The sequence below is a fragment of the Candidatus Liberibacter asiaticus genome, from assembly GCF_000590865.3.
Classification (GTDB): Bacteria; Pseudomonadota; Alphaproteobacteria; order Rhizobiales; family Rhizobiaceae; genus Liberibacter; species Liberibacter asiaticus.
On record NZ_CP010804.2, the window covers coordinates 478,175 to 497,967 of the forward strand.

Consider the following 19,793-nt stretch of genomic DNA (forward strand, 5'->3'; position numbering starts at 1 on the left):
TGTTTAAATGAGTAAGGTATCTGCTGTTGCGGTAAAGGAGTTACGTGGGAAAACTGGTGCAGGTATCATGGACTGCAAAAATGCCCTTTTGGAAGCTAAGGGTGATAGTGAATTAGCGATTGATATTTTGCGCACTAAAGGAGCTATGGCAGCTAGTAAGAGAGAGGGTAGAAAGGTTTCAGAGGGGCTTATAGGAATTGCTCGTGATGGATATAAGAAGGCATCGATTGTAGAAGTCAATGTTGAGACCGATAGTTTGGCAAAAAACACTGATTTTCAGAGTCTTGTTTCTAATATTGCGGGTATTGCTCTTTCCACCGATGGTTCTTTGGACAATGTTCTTGCGATGCCATTTGACCATAGTGGGATTACTGTGGGGGATGGAATTAAGCAGCAGATTGCTATCACCGGTGAATGTATTAAGCTGAGGCGTTCCGCTCTTCTGTGTGTTTCGGAAGGGGTCATCTCTTCGTATCTTCATGCTTCTCCTTCTGAGGGTTTAGGATCGATTGGTGTTCTTGTAGCGTTGCAGTCTTCTGCGGAAGATAAGGAATTGCTTTCTGCGATTGGAGAGAAGATTGCAGTGCATGTAATGCTGGCTTCTCCTTCGGTGATTTCTGTGCAGATGCTTGATCCTTCTATTGTTGCTAATAAACGTGCCCATTACATGACAGAAGCACTTGATTCTGGGAAATCAGGTAATATTGTTGAAAAGATCGTAAATGGAAAGATGCAAAGCTTTTGTAAGGAATGTGTTCTTTTGCATCAGGGGTTTGTTGTTGATCCTTCCAAAACTGTATCAGATTTTTTGAAAGAATCTGAAAAATCAATCGGTGCTTCTATTGAAGTTGTTGGTGTATCTCATTTTGTTGTGGGTAAAGAAAATGATGATGGTTAGAGAAACAATAGATTATCCTTTGTGTTTTATAATGTTCAAACTTAATTAGAGAGAAGTAATTGTCTGATTTTCCGTATAAACGTGTTCTTTTAAAAGTTTCAGGTGAGGCTCTTGCTGGAATTTCGGGGTTTGGAGTTGATATAGATTCGGTTAATCGGATATGTGCAGATATAGCAGAAGTATATGCGAAGGGTATTGAAATTGGAATTGTTGTAGGTGGGGGTAATATATTCAGAGGCAGTCAAGTTGTTGCAGAGAATTATCTGTTATGTGAACGCTCTACAGTTGATTCTATGGGTATGTTGTCGACAGTTATAAATGCTTTGGCGTTAGATCTTGCTTTGCGTAAAATTAACGTACCGACTGTGATTTTGTCCTCTATATTTATGCCGCAAGTATGTGAGGTTTTTTCGTGTCGAAATGCGGTGTCTTATCTTTCTCAGGGTAAAGTGGTTATATTTTCTGGTGGAACTGGCAATGCTTTTTTGACGACTGATTCAGCGGCAGCATTGCGGGCAAGTGAGATAGGAGCTGATGTGATTTTAAAAGGTACGCAAGTAGATGGTGTGTATTCTGCGGATCCTCGTGTACATGCTTCTTCTACGCGTTTCGATAGTTTAACGTATAATCAGTTTATAGAGAAGGGTTTAAAAGTGATGGATTGTGCGTCTGTTGTTTTGGCTCGTGATTGTTCTATCCCTATAATTGTGTTTTCTATTCATTCTCCAGGAGGAATTTGGGGGGGGTTGTCTGGAATAGGACGTAGTACTATTATATCTGGGGAATAGTTTTCTTATAAGTCTTAGTAATTTGTGCGAAAGGTAAATATGAATCAGGTGATTGATTTGCAAAACATCAAAGATCGTATGGGTGACACTATTTCTTTTTTAAAGAAAGATATGATGACTTTGCGCACTGGGAGAGTTTCTCCCTCCATGCTTGATCTAGTAAAAGTTGAAGCGTATGGTTCACATGTCCCTCTAAATCAGGTGGCTAACGTTACAGTATTAGAGCCTCGTATGCTTGTAGTTTCTGTTTGGGATAAGGAAATGGTTGCATCTGTAGAGCGTGGAATTCATGAATCTAATCTTGGATTGAATCCTATTGTTGAAGGTCAAGTATTGCGAATACCTGTTCCCGAGACTACTGAAGAGAGGCGTCTTGCGCTTGTCAAAGTTGCGCATGCTTATGCTGAGAAAAGCAAAATTTCTGTACGCAATATTCGTCGTGATGGTATGGATCATTTAAAGAAATCTAGGAAATCTGGGAAAGCCAGTGAGGATATGGTAGCGAGTTTAGAAAATGATATCCAGAAAATTACGGATAGTACAATAAAAAATATTGACTCTTTTTTTGAAGAAAAGAAAAAGGAGATTATGCACTTTTGAATTTTTAGGAATATTCTGTTTAAGTGGTTGCTTCTATGATGTCCTCATCACCTCCCGATCATATTGGTATCATTATGGATGGTAACGGGCGTTGGGCAGCTGCTCGTGGTCTTCCGCGTTGTGCTGGACACCGTAAGGGCATAGAGGTGTTCAATGAAATAGTTGCTGCTGCTGCTGAAGTGGGTATAAAAAATCTTACAATTTTTGCTTTTTCAATCAACAATTGGCGTAGGCCTGTTTCTGAGATTTCAGAATTAGTAAAATTGATCAAGTCCTTTCTCAAAAAAGGATTTTATAGCTTAAAAAAAAATAATATAAAAGTACGCGTTATTGGGAATCGTTTAAGCCTCGATGATGATATTTTATGTGTGTTAAAAGAAGCTGAAGATCAAACTAGGCTTAATACAGGATTAAACTTATTTATTGCTTTTAATTATAGTTCGCGTGACGAGATTTCACGTGCTATCAAAAATATTTTTCAAGATATAGAATCTGGTTCTGTGTGTTCGCATGATGTAGATAGTTCTTTAATTGCTAAATATTTGGATACGTCAGATGTTCCTGATCCAGACCTTATCATTCGTACAGGTGGTGAAAAGCGTCTGTCTGATTTTTTGCTCTGGCAAGTTGCTTATTCCGAATTTGTTTTTATACCAGAATACTGGCCTGATTTTTCTCGAGAACTGTTTTTTCATGCGTTAAATCAGTATAATCTTCGGGATAGACGGTTTGGTGGTTTATCTAAAAAGGGATAGGTGTTATTTGAATGTTACAAGAGTTGAAATGGAGAATCGTTACCGGATTAGTTATGGCGTGTAGCTTTATCCTAATATCTTGGATAGGAGGTATATGGTTTCGTCTGTGGACGATGGTAATGAGTCTATGTATCTACTATGAATGGAAGATTATTACGGGTTCAGTCTCTTTAAGTTTGAGTGAGAAAATTCTAGGATTATTCACTTTTTTCCTTGTATTTTTTATGATAATTACAGGTTTTTTTAAGTCAGCTTTTTTTCTTTTGATGCTTTATTCTTTTATAGATTGGATGATTTCAATAATGAAGAATAGAGCCTTTTGGCGTGCGTTAGGCGTTGTATACTCTGGATTACCATCAATTGCACTGTCTTCTCTTCGTGGAGATGATGCTAAGGGGTGCGTTATAGTTTTTTTTGTTTTGTCTGTAGTATGGGCAACTGATATTTTTGCATACTTTATCGGGCGTTTTGTAGGTGGGCCTAAAATAGCACCTAAAATATCTCCTAGAAAAACTTGGTCGGGATCTATTGGTGGGCTATTTTGTGGTGTTGGTGTCGGCGTGGCTTTGTTATCTTTCTTTTGTGCTAATTGTTTCGAATTAGCGCTGGCTGTTTCTATATTGCTCTCTGTATCTTGCCAACTAGGAGATCTTTTTGAATCCTATATTAAAAGGTATTTTGGTATTAAACAATCAGGATGGTTGTTGCCAGGGCATGGTGGTGTGATGGATAGGGTTGATGGATTAGTTTTTTCCTGTTTTCTTATGTCTGCTATTTCTTTTTTTGGAATAGCGACAGAGATGATAGGCGTGCTAAAATAGTATTATAATTATACAAATATATTGATGTGGAATTGGGTAATTTTTTGGAAGAAGATATAGAGTCCGTTGATGTTTTGGTTAGATTGTTTTTTGTTATATACTGTATCCCTGATAATCATCGTAGTTATACATGAATTCGGACATTATATGGTAGCACGTTTGTGTAATATCAGGGTGCTATCTTTTTCTGTGGGATTTGGGCCAGAGCTTATTGGGATAACCAGTCGGTCTGGTGTGCGTTGGAAGGTTTCTCTTATTCCTTTAGGGGGATATGTTTCTTTTTCAGAAGATGAGAAAGATATGCGTTCCTTCTTTTGTGCTGCGCCATGGAAAAAAATTCTGACTGTATTAGCTGGTCCATTGGCAAATTGCGTTATGGCTATTTTGTTCTTTACGTTTTTTTTCTATAATACAGGCGTAATGAAGCCGGTTGTATCTAATGTTTCCCCCGCTAGTCCTGCTGCTATTGCTGGTGTTAAAAAAGGCGATTGTATAATATCGCTTGATGGAATAACGGTATCGGCGTTTGAAGAAGTTGCGCCTTATGTAAGAGAAAATCCCTTGCATGAGATATCGCTCGTGTTGTATCGTGAACATGTTGGTGTATTGCACCTGAAGGTCATGCCTCGTCTTCAAGATACTGTGGATCGATTTGGTATTAAGAGGCAGGTTCCATCTGTTGGAATATCATTTAGTTATGATGAGACCAAATTGCACAGTAGGACGGTTTTGCAGTCATTTTCAAGAGGATTAGATGAGATTAGTTCAATTACGAGAGGATTTTTGGGTGTATTAAGCAGTGCTTTTGGGAAAGATACAAGATTAAATCAAATATCTGGACCCGTGGGTATTGCAAGGATTGCAAAAAACTTTTTTGATCATGGTTTTAATGCCTATATAGCATTCTTGGCTATGTTTTCTTGGGCGATAGGTTTTATGAATTTATTGCCTATTCCTATTTTGGATGGTGGGCATTTAATAACTTTTCTTTTGGAAATGATAAGAGGTAAGTCGCTTGGAGTTTCTGTTACAAGAGTTATTACGAGGATGGGATTGTGTATAATCCTGTTTTTATTTTTTCTTGGTATTCGTAATGACATTTATGGGTTAATGCAGTAGTTTGTGTCTTATTGATGATAAGATATGAATTTCAGAGAATCGGTTTATAAGGTTCGGAGATGATAGGTGCATAAAAGTACAGAAGATTTTCGCAGAATTAAAAGGTTGTTAGAAAAATATTTTCCAAGATCTTTTCAAATGGGATTTATCATTCTTTTTTATGCTATTTTTGGGCTTTCTGCTGTTTATGGGTCAAATACATCTATTGTTCGCCGGATTGAGATTCGAGGTGCCACGAATGTAGGTAAAGAGGTAATTTTGTCTCGTATTCCTGTAGTAGTAGGACAATCTATTTCTGATGCAGATTTGGATCATGCCGTGAAAAATATTTACGCTATGGGATATTTTTCTAATGTAAAAATCAAAATTGTAGATTCTGTTCTTATTATAGATTTAATAGAAAGAAAGATTATCAATCATCTTTTTTTTAGTGGGAATAATAATCTCAAAGATGATCAATTGAAGATGATAGTTCGCTCTCGATCTGCGGCTGCATACGATGAAGATACCGTCAATGCTGATGTGCATAACATCAAGCAAGCATACGCATCCATAGGATATTTAAATGTCATGGTGAAAGTACAACACCATTCTATTTCTCCGACAACGCTTAATATTACTTATGTGATTGAAGAAGGTGTCAAAGCAAAAATAAATTCGATTAGATTCGTGGGTAATAAAAATTATTCGCATGCTAGATTAGAAAGAGTTATTTCTATAAGAACATCGGGTTATTTTTCATTTGGTAAAACAGATGTTTATAGTAAAGAACGAATGAGTTTTGATGAAGAAGCTATACGGGCGTTTTATCATGATAGGGGTTATGCTGCCGTTAAAGTGTCTTCGCAAGTTTTATTTGATAAACAAAAGAGTGGTTACGTTCTGATTTTTCAGATTGATGAAGGTGAAATTTATACAGTGGGGAATATTTCTATTCAATCTACTTTACAAGAAATCCAGAAGAAAACGTTGCTTTCATTGATTCGAATTCGATCTGGTAATCTCTATAACCCACAGGAGATTAAAGAATCTAGTGAAAAGATTTCAAAATATTTCTTTTCTGGTGAAAGGCCTTTTGTTCGGGTAAAGACGAGAATTAATCGAGATTTTGCAAAGAGGATAGTGGATATTGAGTATCTGATTGATCAAGGTTCTCCTTTATATGTAAAGCGGATAGAAATTGAGGGGAATGATCAATCGTATGATTCTGTAATTCGGCGTGAACTTGAATTGAGTGAGGGAGATCCAATTAATTATTCCATGATTGAGCGTGCTAAGCGTCGTATCATGGCCACGGGTTATTTTTCTGAAGTCAATATTTCGCAATTGCCAGCAAATGATGTATCCGATTATGTGATTCTGAGGGTGAGCGTAAAACAACTGAGCGCTGGTTCTGTAGGTATAGCTACTAATTACGAAGTTGATAAGGGTATGGGCGTAGAAGGGCATATTGATGATAATAACTTTTTTGGTCAGGGGTATAGAGCTCGTTTAGCGGCAGGGTTTGGACGTCATGCAGTACAAAACTATACTTTTAGTGTTGAGGATCCATATTTTTTAGGGAGTCCTATATCCGCGGGTTTTGATCTCCAAAAAACCCATCTTGAAGATGGCTCTCTTGACATAAATGATGAATCTGCTGCTGTACGTATGATAGTTCCTATTACTGAAAGCATATCGACAAGTTTTAAGTATGATCTTAGGTTTTTACAATATGGTGCTATATCAGAAAAAGAAAAGATCCCTTCGATATATACAACGTTAATAGAACATGGAAAATTCAGCAGCCATTCTATTTCCCAAAGTATCATCTATAATACACTAGATAACCCAATTGTGCCACGTAAAGGCATGTTGATATCATCTTCTTATGATTATGCAGGTTTTGGAGGAGATTCTCAATATCATCGGATTGGATCTCGAGCATCGTATTTTTATCTTCTATCAGATGATTCTGATATTGTCGGTTCTTTACGATTTGGATATGGATGTGTCATTCCTAGCAATAAAAATTTGCAATTGTTTGATCAGTTCTCAGTGAGTTCGAATTATTATCTGAGGGGATTTGCATATAAGGGTATAGGTCCGCGTGTGGATAAGAAATATGCGATTGGAGGTAAGATTTATTCGTCTGCAAGTGCAGCAGTGAGTTTTCCCATGCCTCTTGTTCCTGAAAGGGCTGGTTTGCGTGGTGCTTTTTTTGTTGATTCTGCGACTCTTTATGCAAATCATGTTGCTCTCGGTGCCGATAAGCTGGAAGGGAATGATTCTTTCTGGCGTGTTTCTACTGGAGTAGAAATAATGTGGAATTCTCCACTCGGGATGATGGGTGTCTATTATGGTATACCATTGCGTCACCGAGAGGGTGATAAAATTCAGCAGTTTGGTTTTCGTATAGGTAATCGCATGTAGGTATATTAAGAAGCAAAGGGATTTGTTGAGTGCAAAGATTGAATTTTTTTGTATCCCATAAGGGTATTGCCTTAATGAAATTAGCGCAAAGCATAGGGGCATCTCTTTTAGATGAAAATTTCGGCGAAAGGATGATTTATTCACTTTCTCCTATTGCACGTGCATCGACAGGAGATATCTCTTATATTATATCACGGAAGTTTCTTAATAATATTGAGAAATGTAAGGCTTCTGCGATAATTTGTAGCCAAGATATTGTGCCATTTATCCCTAAGAATATACCGTGTTTGTTGTCAGATAAGCCAGAAGTTTCTTTTGCAATTGCTGGATCTATTTTATATCCACAAGCAATGCATATGGAGGCATCTTCTTTTGAAGGAGGTATTAGTCCGCAAGCGTTTTTAGGCGAAGATGTGAAAATTGAAGATGGAGTTGTCATTGCCCCCATGGCTGTTGTATATCCGGGCGTTGAGATTGGGCGTAAAACATATGTGGGTCCAGGATCTGTGATAGGTGCAGGAGTTAGAATTGGGCGCAATTGTAGCATCGGAGCTGGTTCAAGTATTTATTCGTCTTTAATTGGAAATAGCGTTATTTTGCATTCGGGTGTAAGAATTGGGAATGATGGTTTTGGATATGCTCGGGGTGTATCGGATATACATAAAATAGTGCATATTGGTCGCGTAATCATTCAAGATAAAGTTGAAATTGGAGCCAATAGTGCTATTGATCGTGGTACAATCGATGATACAATCATTGGAGAAAATACGAAGATTGATAATCAGGTGCAAATCGGACATAACGTTCATATAGGTTGTGGGTGTATTATTGTTAGCCAAGTTGGTATTGCTGGATCTACTTATATTGGTGATAATGTTTTAATAGGAGGACAGTGTGGTATTGCGGGATATCTCAAGATAGGGGATAACGTACAGATTGCTTCTAAAAGCGGTGTGCTTAAAGATATTCCCGCGGGGCAGCAATATGGCGGTATGCCAGCTCGACCTATAGGCGAATATCTTCGCCATATGGTTATGCTAAGTAAACCTAGTAAATATAAGATAAAGAGGTAAGATGATCAGTGATCTTGCATGCTTAGATGCAAAAGATATTGTTGAATTAATGCGGTTTTTGCCCCATAGGTATCCTTTTTTGCTTGTGGATAAGGTAGTGAATATCCAACGGGACGAATCCGCGATAGGAATCAAGAATGTTACGTTTAATGAACCTCATTTTATGGGTCATTTCCCAGGGAGGCCTGTTATGCCAGGTGTTCTTATTCTTGAGGGTATGGCGCAAACAGCAGGTGCTATATGTGCAATTCATAATGGTTTCGATCAGTATGCGCCACCATACTTGATGTCAATTGATAAAGCGCGTTTTCGCAAACCAGTTTTCCCTGGAGATCGTTTAGAATATCATGTAAATAAAGTCCGCAATCGTGTTGATCTTTGGAAGTTTCAGTGTTGCGCAAAAGTGGAAAATACTGTTGTCGCTGAAGCGGAGATTTGTGCCATGGTTATGCATGAGAAAAAAGAGAAAAATGAGTCGCATGGGTAACAATCCTATTATTCATCCCCTCGCTTTAGTAGAAGAAGGAGCTGTTATTGGTCCCAATAGTTTGATAGGTCCATTTTGCTGTGTGGGTTCGGAAGTTGAAATTGGCGCTGGTGTTGAATTAATATCGCATTGTGTTGTGGCGGGTAAAACTAAAATCGGGGATTTTACTAAAGTTTTTCCTATGGCGGTTTTAGGTGGGGATACGCAGAGTAAATATCATAACTTCGTCGGGACGGAGTTGTTGGTCGGCAAAAAATGTGTAATTCGCGAAGGTGTGACCATCAATAGAGGAACCGTTGAGTATGGCGGGAAAACCATTGTAGGTGATAATAATTTCTTTTTGGCTAATTCGCACGTTGCGCATGATTGTAAGCTTGGGAATGGCATTGTTTTATCTAATAATGTAATGATTGCAGGGCATGTCATTGTTGATGATAGAGTGGTTTTCGGAGGTGGTTCTGCTGTACATCAATTCACACGTATTGGAAAATATGCCTTTATAGGAGGGATGACGGGTGTTGTTCATGATGTTATCCCTTATGGCATCCTGAATGGTAATCCTGGAGCCTTGAGAGGAGTGAATGTCGTAGCAATGAGGCGTGCTGGTTTCAGTAGAGATACGATTCATCTTATTCGAGCTGTGTATAAACAAATTTTTCAACAGGGTGATTCTATTTATAAGAATGCAGGAGCTATTCGCGAACAGAATGTCAGCTGTCCTGAGGTATCAGATATAATTAATTTTATTTTTGCTGATCGCAAGCGTCCTCTTTCTAATTGGGGAAATTCGAAAAAATAGGGTTATATGTGAAACGTCTTCTTATCATTGCTGGTTCTGGTATGTTGCCTTATTATGTTGCAAAGGCTGCTAGGTTAAAAAATGATGAACCTGTCATTGCATCAGTTTTAAATGAATGTTCTTTTGATTGGCAAGATTTCGAATGTCGAGAACTGCCATTAGGTGATTTTTGTGTTTTACGATCAATTTTACACCAATACAATATAGGTAGGATTGTTGTAGCAGGAGCAATAGATCGTCGTCCGAATGTGCAAGATTTATGTTTTTCTATTAAGGATTCATTGAGAATTTCAAAGATGATATGGCAGTTAGTCTCTGGTGGAAATGCAGCTATTCTCAAAGCAAGCATTGATCTTCTCGAGAGTTATGGAGTGAGTGTCGTTGGAGCACATGAGATTGTACCTGAGTTATTAGTACAAGTAGGCTCTTTGGGTACTTGTGTTCCTAATAGAGATGTCAAACGGGATATATTGGCTGCTATGAAATCAGCAGAGGCGTTGTCTGAACTTGATGTTGGACAATCTGCAGTTAGTATTGGAGGGAGGGTTGTCGCTTTAGAAGGGATTGAAGGAACCGATTCTATGTTGCAACGTATCGTAGACTGTAGAAATAATGGGAGAATTCTCGCCGGTAAATCTGGAGTGTTAGTCAAAATGTGTAAGTCACAACAAGATATGCGTGCAGATTTACCTTCTATTGGAGCAAAAACAGTGCAAAATGTGATTAAGGCAGGTCTTGCTGGGATTGCTTTGGAGGCTGGGAAATCTCTTGTTTTGGAAAAAGAACTTGTAAAAAAACATGCAGATGAAGCGGGTATTTTTGTTTGTGGCATAGATCGTGAATTTGCAATATGAATTCACTTAAGATTGCTGTTATTGCTGGTGAGATATCAGGAGATCTTCTTGCTGGTGATCTGATAAAGTCTCTCAAAGAGATGGTAAGTTATCCTATCAATTTAGTAGGGGTTGGTGGTCCTTCTTTGCAAAAAGAAGGGCTTGTTTCTTTGTTTGATTTTTCTGAATTATCAGTAATTGGAATTATGCAAGTTGTTAGACATTTACCTCAGTTTATTTTTCGTATTAATCAGACCGTAGAATTAATTGTTTCTTCTAAACCGGATGTCTTATTGATTGTTGATAATCCTGATTTTACGCACCGTGTGGCAAAACGTGTTCGCAAAAAAATGCCAAATCTTCCAATAATTAATTACGTTTGTCCAAGTGTTTGGGCATGGCGTGAAGGACGTGCACGTAAAATGTGTGCGTATATTAATCAGGTTATATCTATTCTTCCTTTTGAAAAAGAAGTTATGCAGAGGTTAGGCGGACCTCCTACTACATTCGTAGGTCATCCTTTGAGTAGTAGTCCTTCGATATTAGAAGTATATAGTCAGAGAAACAAACAACGAAATACTCCTTCTCAATGGAAAAAGATACTTTTGTTGCCTGGATCACGTGCTCAAGAGATTTATAAAATTTTGCCTTTTTTTGAAAGTGCTGTAGCATCTCTTGTTAAACGAAATCCTTTTTTTAGATTTTCATTAGTGACAGTATCATCGCAAGAAAATCTTGTGCGTTGTATAGTCTCGAAATGGGATATATCTCCTGAGATTATTATTGATAAAGAACAGAAAAAACAAGTGTTTATGACATGTAATGCTGCAATGGCTGCATCTGGAACAGTTATTTTGGAGTTAGCACTATGTGGCATTCCTGTTGTTTCTATTTATAAATCAGAGTGGATTGTGAATTTTTTTATTTTTTATATAAAGACATGGACTTGTGCTTTGCCTAATCTTATTGTTGATTATCCTTTAGTCCCTGAGTATTTCAATAGTATGATTCGTTCGGAGGCATTGGTGCGTTGGATTGAAAGGTTATCTCAGGATACTTTGCAACGGCGTGCTATGTTACATGGTTTTGAAAATTTGTGGGATCGTATGAATACAAAGAAGCCAGCAGGTCACATGGCGGCAGAAATAGTGCTTCAAGTATTAGGTTAGGGAAACGAGGTATTGGTGCAATTGAAGGGTGATTGCTCAATAGGAATTGATTATTATATCCTTTTTTACTTTATGGCAGATTCTTCCTGTAATTAGATTATGACTAATAGAATCAAAATTAAGTTTTTAAATATTAGTGAATTTCGTAATTATGCTTCCTTGCGTCTAGTATTTGATGCCCAGCATACTATTTTCGTTGGGGATAATGGAGTAGGTAAAACTAATATTTTAGAAGCTATCTCATTCTTATCGCCTGGTAGAGGATTTCGTCGTGCATCGTATGCGGATGTCACTCGGATTGGATCTCCCTCTTTTTTTTCTACTTTTGCACGCGTAGAAGGAATGGAAGGATTAGCAGATATATCTATAAAACTAGAGACCAGAGATGATAGAAGTGTGCGATGTTTACAGATCAACGATGTTGTAATACGTGTTGTAGACGAATTAAACAAGCATCTTAGAATTAGTTGGCTTGTTCCTTCTATGGATCGGATTTTTAGTGGTCTTTCTATGGAAAGACGCCGTTTCTTGGATAGAATGGTTTTTGCGATTGATCCGAGGCATAGACGTCGTATGATCGATTTTGAGCGTTTGATGCGCGGTCGTAATCGCTTATTAACAGAAGGTTATTTTGATTCGTCTTGGTGTAGCAGTATCGAAGCGCAAATGGCAGAGTTAGGGGTAAAAATAAATATTGCACGTGTAGAGATGATAAATGCACTTTCTTCTTTAATTATGGAATATGTACAAAAAGAAAACTTTCCTCATATTAAGTTAAGTTTAACAGGCTTTCTTGATGGGAAATTCGATCAATCTTTTTGTGCATTGAAAGAAGAATATGCAAAAAAACTTTTTGATGGACGAAAGATGGATTCCATGTCGAGGCGTACTTTAATAGGTCCTCATAGAAGTGATTTGATTGTTGATTATTGTGATAAAGCCATAACCATAGCACATGGTTCAACCGGAGAACAAAAGGTTGTTTTAGTTGGAATTTTTTTGGCGCATGCACGTTTAATATCTAATACCACTGGTTTTGCTCCGATTTTACTTTTAGATGAAATTTCAGCGCATCTTGATGAAGATAAACGCAATGCGCTTTTTAGAATTGTTACTGATATAGGTAGTCAAATTTTCATGACAGGAACTGATAAATCAGTCTTTGATTCTCTCAATGAAACGGCGAAATTCATGCGTATTTCTAATCATCAAGCATTATGTATTTGACTATTAACTCTTTAATATTTTATCGTTAAAAATTTTCTTATAAAGGCCTTTATGGTGGTCATGAGGGATTAAAGTACGCACTTTTTCTAGATCGTTTGTAGTATCAACGCTCATTGCATTTGATTGGACTATTTTAACATCAATGCGCATACGTGCTTCTAAAGCACGTAATTGTTCAAGGGATTCCCTTTGTTCTAGCACGGAAGGGGAGAGTTGAGTAAAGCGTTTCAATGCTTCACGTCTATAAGCATAAATACCGAGATGTTGGTAGAACGGTCCTGTTCCATGCGGAGTTTTGGTACGTGTAAAATATAGTGCACGAAAACATCCATTTTCGGAAGGGGAAGCAACAACTATTTTGACAATATTAGGATCATCTGGATCTGTACTACCATGAATTCTTGTCCCGAGGGTTCCTATATCAACTATAGGATTTTGTAGGGGTAGAAGTACAGATGCTAAGATTTCAGGTTCTATGTTCGGAATATCTGCTTGCATATTCACAATGATTTGGGATTTTTTGTCTGAATCTATAATATTTAAGGCCTCAAATATGCGGTCGGATCCTGATTGATGACTTGTATGTGTCATTACCGATTCGAATCCTGCCTGTAATACAATTTCATTTATTTTTGTGTCGTCAACAGCAACTATTACACGTCCAATATTTGCTTTGCGTGCACGGATTGCAGTATGGAGTATCATAGGCAGTCCATTGATATCGGCAAGAATTTTTTTGGGGAATCTCATTGAGTTTAAACGAGCTGGAATGATAACCAAAACTTTTTCTTTAATGTGTTGATCCTTCATATGCTATATGTCCTTAGGTTAAATGAAATAAAGATGAGGATATAAAAAAATATTTCTAGAATCTCATAAATGTGATCTTTCGTAGAATTCTAGAAACGCATAAAAATTAATTATACATGTTTCGAGTATTGTAAAATATTGATTTTCTTATGTGGAATTCCTTTCTTTATTTGAATACTTCTCCGGGATATATTCCCCAAATTTTTTGTTTCTTGATCCATCCCTCTGTATCCAAGTTGTATCCAAAACACCATTCCCCCGAACATTCCCGTATTGTGAGCAAAACTCCAGGTTCTACTTTAGCTACGATTATAGATTGTATATCTGGTTTCTTATATAGATTAATATATATTGGGTTGTTTGTTTTACGATTCCATGGGGAAACGATAGCAGAACGTTTGCCGGAAAGTAAACTTTTGTTGATCCAACCAATGGTGCCATCAAAATCACGAATTTGTCTCCAATTTTCATATTCTTTCACAACTTCGACAGGAAGCCCTTTTGTTAAATATGTACAAACAACAGTATACATTATCCCAGGTCCTATACGGGAATTAGCGCGACTAGCTTTAATTGTGACAAAACGTGGTAGAGGTTTTTTTTCAAATATTTCTTTTTCGTGAGAGAGGGCAAGAATCGGAGCTAAATAAAAATATATTGCTAACGTAAAAATAAGCGAATTCTGCAATATTTTAGGCATATATTTTCTTAGATCCAAGCTATAGAGAATTTTTTCAGCGTGAGTGAACATGATCTATTCTCGCTAGTATGTAAAGAAAGAAAAACACATGTTCTAGTCAGAAATAGTATCAATCCTGAGATATGAGGATCTGTAGTGTCGTTTTTTTTTAATAATGTAAAAATATTCTTTTTAATGATATGGGGCATAGAAAACTAAAATTAAGAATTTAATGCATCAGTTTTGTGAGGTGCATTCCTTTTATCCCGAGAGAAGATATTTTCTCTAACATAGCGTAAATAAATTATGTGATATTTATTTAGGCATTAGCTTTTCTTTCGGGTGAAAAAGTGCGGGAAGGATAAAAAAATATTGTAGAATTAATGATATATTTGTAGTGGTGTTTGAGAGTATTGGCAATATAAGTGGTTGATTTATCAGTATATATATAAATAATTATAATAGTTGGTGATATTGACTTGTGTTTTATATGCAGATCCCTGATAATCATGTTGAGGGGTTGGAAGGTAGACGCTATTTTTGTGAATCGAGTCAGGTCTGGGAAGAAGCAGCTCTAACAATGTTGTAGCGGGTTATTTTTTCAGCCTCTCTTGTTGAATTTTGGATTTTTTTACAAATGTGAGAGCATTTTCCTCTGTCTAAGTTTGAAACTAATTATCGTATTTTAGCACGAAAATATCGTCCGCAGAGCTTTTCGGATATGATAGGTCAAAAACCTATGATTAAGACTCTGACTAATGCTTTTAAATCAGGTCGGATAGCGCAATCCTACATGCTATCTGGTACAAGGGGTATTGGAAAGACAACTACTGCTCGTATTATTGCGCGATCTTTGAACTATAAAACAGCTCATATAGATGTTCCTACAGTAGAATTTGAGGGATTTGGAGAGCATTGTCAGGCCATCATACGGGGGAATCATGTTGATGTGGTTGAACTTGATGCTGCTTCTCACACAAGCATTGACGATGTTCGTGAAATCATTGATCAAATTTACTACAAGCCTATTTCTGCGCGCTTTAGGGTTTATATCATGGACGAAGTTCAGATGTTGTCAACAGCTGCCTTTAATGGTTTGTTAAAAACCCTCGAAGAGCCTCCTCCACATGTGAAATTTATATTTGCTACTACAGAGATTCGTAAAATCCCAATAACAGTGCTGTCGCGATGTCAGCGTTTTGATTTGCATCGGATTTCTATTGGGGATCTTATTGAATTATTTACAAAAATTTTGCAGGAAGAATCAATAGAATTTGACCCTGAAGCTGTTGCGATGATTGCGCGCGCATCTGATGGATCAGCCCGTGATGGATTGTCTTTATTAGATCAAGCTATTGCCCGATGTAATGATAAGATTGTGACTTCTAGCGTGCGTTTGATGCTTGCGCTTGCTGATCGCAATCGAATAATGGATTTGTTCGGATATTTAATAAAAGGGGATATTATCAATGTTTTACAAGAATTTTCTTCACAATATGATTCCGGCGTAAATCCTTCAGTTATCCTTCATGATCTTGCTGAATTTACTCATTTAGTGACAAGAATTAAATACATTCCAGAGATGGCAGATACTTTGTTATATAGTGAAGCTGAAAACGCGCGAGCATTGCAATATTCCAAAGAGGTGTCCATTACTTTTCTTTCTCGCTTCTGGCAAATGATTTTGAAAGGTATTTCTGAAATAGAAGGTTTTTCGCGTCCTATGGAAGCTGTTGAAATGGTCCTCATACGTTTAGCACACGCTGTTCAGTTACCTTCACCGGAAGAAATTGCACGCTATATCGTGGAAGAAAAGAAAAAAAAAAACTTGATGCATTGAATGTTTCTTCTTTTGCTATTGGTGAGAATGCACTCCCGAGAAATATATCTTCTGATGAATGTTTTCCGTTAGCTGAGGCCGGTATTACTGAAAAACAAGATGTATTGAATCGATTAAGTGCGTGTACTCCAGATAATTATACAAAGCAATTAATCGAGTTATGTGAGAAAAATCATGATTATAAAATGGTAGAGATGTTGCAAAGGTTTCTGCATGTCGTTTCTTTTGAACTGGGAAGATTAGAAGTCTCTTTTCTAAAGGAGATTCCTGAGGATTTTATTGAAAATCTTGCCACAAAGCTTAAAAATTGGACAGGTGAAGATTGGGAAATCAGATTTTCTCTAGGAAGATGTTGTGAATATTTTGAAATTGATTCAGATATTAAAGCTGTTCGTACTATTTTCCCGACGGCTCAAGTTGTTTGTATCCGTACTATTCCCAATTTATAATGATAGAAAATAAATAGAAAATTTTTAGTAATGGAGGGGTTATACTAATGAGCAATATAATGAAAATGGTTGGACAATTCAAAGAAATACAGGGAAAAATGGAAAAAATGAAGGAATCCATCACTTCTTTAGAGGCAGAAGGCAATGCTGGAGGAGGAATGGTAAGTGTTCGTATCAATGGTAAGAATATGCTAACAGGGGTAAAAATTGATAGGTCTCTGTTATTTGAAGACAATGTTGAAATATTAGAAGATCTAATTATTGCTGCTCACAGTGATGCTCATAAAAAAATAGAAGATCTTGTAGCCACAAAGACTCAAGAGATCACGGAAGGATTGCCTATTCCCCCTGGTTTGAAATTCCCTTTCTAATAGATATAGATGTTGATCAAATCTACCGGTATATCAGATCAATTGTTAATGGTACATAGATTTTGGTTTAAATGTGAGGTGAGTATATTTTAGAATGATAGAGGAAGTACTATCAATGATCTTGAAGAAAAGATCTGAAATTTTTTCTCTGTTTTAAATGGATATACAATATGCAAAAAAAAATAACAGGGAAAGAAATTGAAAATCTCATTAAAATATTAGCGCGTATACCGGGTTTTGGTCCTCGTTCTGCGAGGAGAGCGACTTTACATTTGGTCAAGAAAAAGGAACAATTATTGGGTCCTTTAGCAGAGGCTATGGCCAACATATACAATAAAGTCTGTCTCTGTTCTATTTGTGGGAATGTTGATACTACAGATCCTTGTGCTATTTGTATAGATCAACAGCGGGATGCCTCAGTGATTATAGTAGTAGAAGATGTTGCTGATTTATGGGCTTTAGAGCGCTCTAAAGCAGTAAATGCTCTATACCATGTGCTAGGTGGATCCCTTTCTCCGCTTGATAGAATTGGTCCAGAAGATATTGGAATACAGTCTTTGATAGAGAGAATCGAAGTTAAAAAAATTCGAGAACTGATTTTTGCCATTAGTGCTACAATTGAAGGGCAAACGACAGCCCATTACATTATGGACAAACTTAAAGGAATAGATGTTAAAATTACCAGATTGGCTTATGGTATTCCTATGGGGAGTGAATTAGATTACCTCGATGATGGGACTATTTTTGAAGCCATTCGTTCTCGAACTGTTTTATAAGAAATAATTATTTTTTATGCGTACATAAATATTTTGTTTGTATCCGTAATTTATACAACTATAGTATTGCATTTTGGTGATTCCCTAGGTGCGATTAGTGGGGTTGGACTGGGAAATAATCTGTCGCGAGTCTGTGTTTGTTTCAATGCTTGTGCGAATGAAGGTAGGGAGTTGTGCTAATGAAGCTTGTTCGAAATTTTTTCACGCTGGTGGCATCAGAATCAGTAAATCGTTGTCTTGGGTTTGTACGTGCGAGTCTTATGGCTGCAGTCTTTGGTGTAGGAAAGATAACAGATGCTTTTTACACAGTGGCTTATGTGGAGTTTATTTTTGTTCGGTTAGCTGCTAGAGGCGACGGTGTCATTCATAATTCTTTCATTCCTATGTTCAGTCAAAGAAGAGAACAAAATGGATCTGAAAACGCTTGGCGTTTGTCATCTGAGGTTTTTAGCGTCTTACTCCCTATCCTTATGGTAATGATCATGGTCATAGAGCTGGTTCTACCATTGCTCGTCCGCTATGTAATGGCTCCTGGATTTCCTTATCAATCAGATGAATATTTTTTAACAGTACAATTATCTAGAGTGGTGATGCCGAGCATATTTTTCATATCGCTCGCCTCATTGGTGACGGGCATATTATTTGCATCAGGTCGCTATTTTATTGCATGTATGCCTTCAATGGTTATCCATATTCTCCCAATTTTTGTACTGACATATGCACTTTGCTATGGTTCTAATATGCATAAGGCGGAGATGATCTATCTTCTATGTTGGGGGGTGTTTTTGGCTCATGCAGTCTACTTTTGGATTCTTTATTTGTCTGCTAAAAAATCTGGAGTTGAGCTACGCTTTCAATATCCCCGCTTAACGTGTAATGTAAAACTTTTTTTAAGTTAGCATCTCCTCTATTAGTGACAGCTGTTTTCGTACAGGTTTTTTTCGTCATAATACGAGCTATAGCTACTCGGGAGATGGGTGCCGTTTCCGCAATGCAATATGCATCACGGATATATTTCCTACCGTTAGGGCTTATTGGAGGATCTATGATGGCTGCGTTGTTACCGAAATTGTCTAGTGCTATACAATTGGAAAATAAACAGCAGAGCTCTGAACTGCGCAATCGAGCCATTGAATATGTATTGTTTTTTGGGATACCTTGTACTGCTATTTTATTAATGCTCCCGAAGGAAATTATCCAAACACTTTATGAACGAGGAGCGTTTACTGCCCAAGACACTATTCTTGTATCCTCGTATTTGTCTATTTACAGTACAGAAATTGTAGGATTTCTCCTTTCAAGAGTTCTGTTATCAGAATTTTATGCTCGAAATGATGTGAAGACTCCTGCGAAATTCTACATATTATCGATCGTCATGGGTTTTGTGATAGCAATAGGGTTATTTCCGTTTATTGGGGGATATGGTATTGCTACTGCAGAAGTTTCATGGGTGTGGGTCAACACAATTTGTCTAGCAGTCGCTTTGTTGAAACGTAGGCAAATAGATTTACCATTCCAAACTATCTATAGAATCTTATCTATCTTCATATCCTCAGGGTTAATGGGAATGTTTATCGTGTTTTTTAAGCCTTGTTTATTCAATCAGTTGTCCGCAGAGACAGCTTTTAGTCCGTTTAAAAACCTCGCTATCATCTTGTCAGGAGCGGTATTGGTCTATTTATGTTCAATTTCTCTTTTGCTTGGTAAAGGATTCTTAGCATCATTAAAATATTCATTAAAAACCGATAAAGGATAAATGATAAGAATATTTGCTGAAATATATATACTTTTCGTTATCTTAGGATAGGGAGGAAATTGGTCATATATTTTTTTGCATGAAGATTATCCCTAGATAATCTAAGGATCTATCTTAGAAGAACCATTCAG

20 protein-coding genes, 1 other RNA gene and 1 pseudogene are annotated in these 19,793 nt (G+C 37.1%); 20 read left to right on the forward strand and 2 right to left on the reverse strand.

The genetic code is table 11. From position 1 onward, the window contains the following. The first annotated feature begins 7 nt into the window (after positions 1-7). The 13 genes from tsf (at position 8) to recF (ending at position 12,981) form a co-directional block, all read left to right on the forward strand. Positions 8-898: a translation elongation factor Ts gene (tsf, locus tag CD16_RS02140; RefSeq protein WP_015452383.1), complete on the forward strand. Its 891-nt coding sequence runs from the start codon at positions 8-10 to the stop codon at positions 896-898. 59 nt (positions 899-957) lie between these two features. Continuing rightward, positions 958-1,686 carry a UMP kinase gene (gene pyrH, locus CD16_RS02145; RefSeq protein ID WP_015452384.1) on the forward strand — a complete coding sequence of 243 codons (729 nt, stop codon included), beginning with the start codon at positions 958-960 and terminating at the stop codon, positions 1,684-1,686. A gap of 39 nt (positions 1,687-1,725) precedes the next feature. Further along, positions 1,726-2,286, forward strand: coding sequence for a ribosome recycling factor (frr, locus tag CD16_RS02150; protein WP_015452385.1), 561 nt, complete (start codon positions 1,726-1,728; stop codon positions 2,284-2,286). 35 nt (positions 2,287-2,321) lie between these two features. Further along, complete coding sequence (uppS, locus tag CD16_RS02155) at positions 2,322-3,041, forward strand: polyprenyl diphosphate synthase (RefSeq protein ID WP_031934847.1); 720 nt, start codon at positions 2,322-2,324, stop codon at positions 3,039-3,041. An 11-nt stretch (positions 3,042-3,052) separates the two neighbouring features. Then, positions 3,053-3,862: a phosphatidate cytidylyltransferase gene (locus CD16_RS02160; RefSeq protein WP_015452387.1), complete on the forward strand. Its 810-nt coding sequence runs from the start codon at positions 3,053-3,055 to the stop codon at positions 3,860-3,862. Positions 3,863-4,009: 147 nt separating this feature from the next. Then, complete coding sequence (gene rseP, locus CD16_RS02165; RefSeq protein ID WP_236301231.1) at positions 4,010-4,981, forward strand: RIP metalloprotease RseP; 972 nt, start codon at positions 4,010-4,012, stop codon at positions 4,979-4,981. Between the two features lie 66 nt (positions 4,982-5,047). Further along, on the forward strand, positions 5,048-7,393 hold the full coding sequence (bamA, locus tag CD16_RS02170) for an outer membrane protein assembly factor BamA (RefSeq protein WP_015452389.1): 2,346 nt from the start codon (positions 5,048-5,050) through the stop codon (positions 7,391-7,393). A gap of 29 nt (positions 7,394-7,422) precedes the next feature. Beyond that, positions 7,423-8,466 carry a UDP-3-O-(3-hydroxymyristoyl)glucosamine N-acyltransferase gene (lpxD, locus tag CD16_RS02175; RefSeq protein ID WP_015824877.1) on the forward strand — a complete coding sequence of 348 codons (1,044 nt, stop codon included), beginning with the start codon at positions 7,423-7,425 and terminating at the stop codon, positions 8,464-8,466. A 1-nt stretch (position 8,467) separates the two neighbouring features. Continuing rightward, complete coding sequence (fabZ, locus tag CD16_RS02180) at positions 8,468-8,953, forward strand: 3-hydroxyacyl-ACP dehydratase FabZ (RefSeq protein ID WP_015452391.1); 486 nt, start codon at positions 8,468-8,470, stop codon at positions 8,951-8,953. Beyond that, positions 8,937-9,752: an acyl-ACP--UDP-N-acetylglucosamine O-acyltransferase gene (gene lpxA / locus CD16_RS02185; protein WP_015824878.1), complete on the forward strand. Its 816-nt coding sequence runs from the start codon at positions 8,937-8,939 to the stop codon at positions 9,750-9,752. Before fabZ ends, lpxA begins: the two co-directional genes overlap by 17 nt. A gap of 8 nt (positions 9,753-9,760) precedes the next feature. Beyond that, positions 9,761-10,606, forward strand: a complete 846-nt coding sequence (locus CD16_RS02190) for an LpxI family protein (protein WP_015452393.1) — start codon at positions 9,761-9,763, stop codon at positions 10,604-10,606. After that, the gene (gene lpxB, locus CD16_RS02195) at positions 10,603-11,754 is read left to right on the forward strand and encodes a lipid-A-disaccharide synthase (RefSeq protein ID WP_015452394.1); all 1,152 of its coding nucleotides are present in this window, start codon (positions 10,603-10,605) and stop codon (positions 11,752-11,754) included. The genes CD16_RS02190 and lpxB overlap by 4 nt, the downstream gene beginning before the upstream one ends. Before the next feature lie 99 nt (positions 11,755-11,853). Further along, on the forward strand, positions 11,854-12,981 hold the full coding sequence (recF, locus tag CD16_RS02200; RefSeq protein WP_015452395.1) for a DNA replication/repair protein RecF: 1,128 nt from the start codon (positions 11,854-11,856) through the stop codon (positions 12,979-12,981). Positions 12,982-12,984: 3 nt separating this feature from the next. On the opposite strand, the gene CD16_RS02205 is transcribed toward recF, so the two are convergent. Both CD16_RS02205 and CD16_RS02210 read right to left on the reverse strand, forming a co-directional pair. Next, positions 12,985-13,791, reverse strand: coding sequence for a 3-deoxy-manno-octulosonate cytidylyltransferase (locus CD16_RS02205; protein ID WP_015452396.1), 807 nt, complete (start codon positions 13,789-13,791; stop codon positions 12,985-12,987). 166 nt (positions 13,792-13,957) lie between these two features. After that, positions 13,958-14,542 carry an SH3 domain-containing protein gene (locus CD16_RS02210; protein WP_015824879.1) on the reverse strand — a complete coding sequence of 195 codons (585 nt, stop codon included), beginning with the start codon at positions 14,540-14,542 and terminating at the stop codon, positions 13,958-13,960. A 443-nt stretch (positions 14,543-14,985) separates the two neighbouring features. On the opposite strand from CD16_RS02210, the gene ffs reads away from it, so the two are divergent. From ffs to murJ, 7 genes and pseudogenes are all read left to right on the forward strand, one after another. Next, positions 14,986-15,083: signal recognition particle sRNA small type (gene ffs, locus CD16_RS02215), an RNA gene on the forward strand. Between the two features lie 42 nt (positions 15,084-15,125). After that, positions 15,126-16,280 (forward strand): annotated as a pseudogene (locus CD16_RS02220) (DNA polymerase III subunit gamma/tau); the annotation flags it as partial. Between the two features lie 26 nt (positions 16,281-16,306). Next, positions 16,307-16,759 carry a hypothetical protein gene (locus tag CD16_RS02225; RefSeq protein ID WP_031934854.1) on the forward strand — a complete coding sequence of 151 codons (453 nt, stop codon included), beginning with the start codon at positions 16,307-16,309 and terminating at the stop codon, positions 16,757-16,759. 47 nt (positions 16,760-16,806) lie between these two features. Next, positions 16,807-17,130 (forward strand): YbaB/EbfC family nucleoid-associated protein, encoded by a 324-nt coding sequence (locus CD16_RS02230; RefSeq protein WP_015452400.1) that lies wholly within the window; start codon positions 16,807-16,809, stop codon positions 17,128-17,130. Between the two features lie 170 nt (positions 17,131-17,300). Continuing rightward, positions 17,301-17,906 carry a recombination mediator RecR gene (recR, locus tag CD16_RS02235; protein ID WP_015452401.1) on the forward strand — a complete coding sequence of 202 codons (606 nt, stop codon included), beginning with the start codon at positions 17,301-17,303 and terminating at the stop codon, positions 17,904-17,906. 179 nt (positions 17,907-18,085) lie between these two features. Then, a complete protein-coding gene (locus tag CD16_RS05870) occupies positions 18,086-18,805 on the forward strand; it encodes a lipid II flippase MurJ (RefSeq protein WP_272543971.1) in 720 nt (239 codons plus the stop codon). Positions 18,806-18,819: 14 nt separating this feature from the next. Beyond that, on the forward strand, positions 18,820-19,662 hold the full coding sequence (murJ, locus tag CD16_RS05875) for a murein biosynthesis integral membrane protein MurJ (protein ID WP_272543972.1): 843 nt from the start codon (positions 18,820-18,822) through the stop codon (positions 19,660-19,662). The last annotated feature ends 131 nt before the right edge of the window (positions 19,663-19,793 follow it).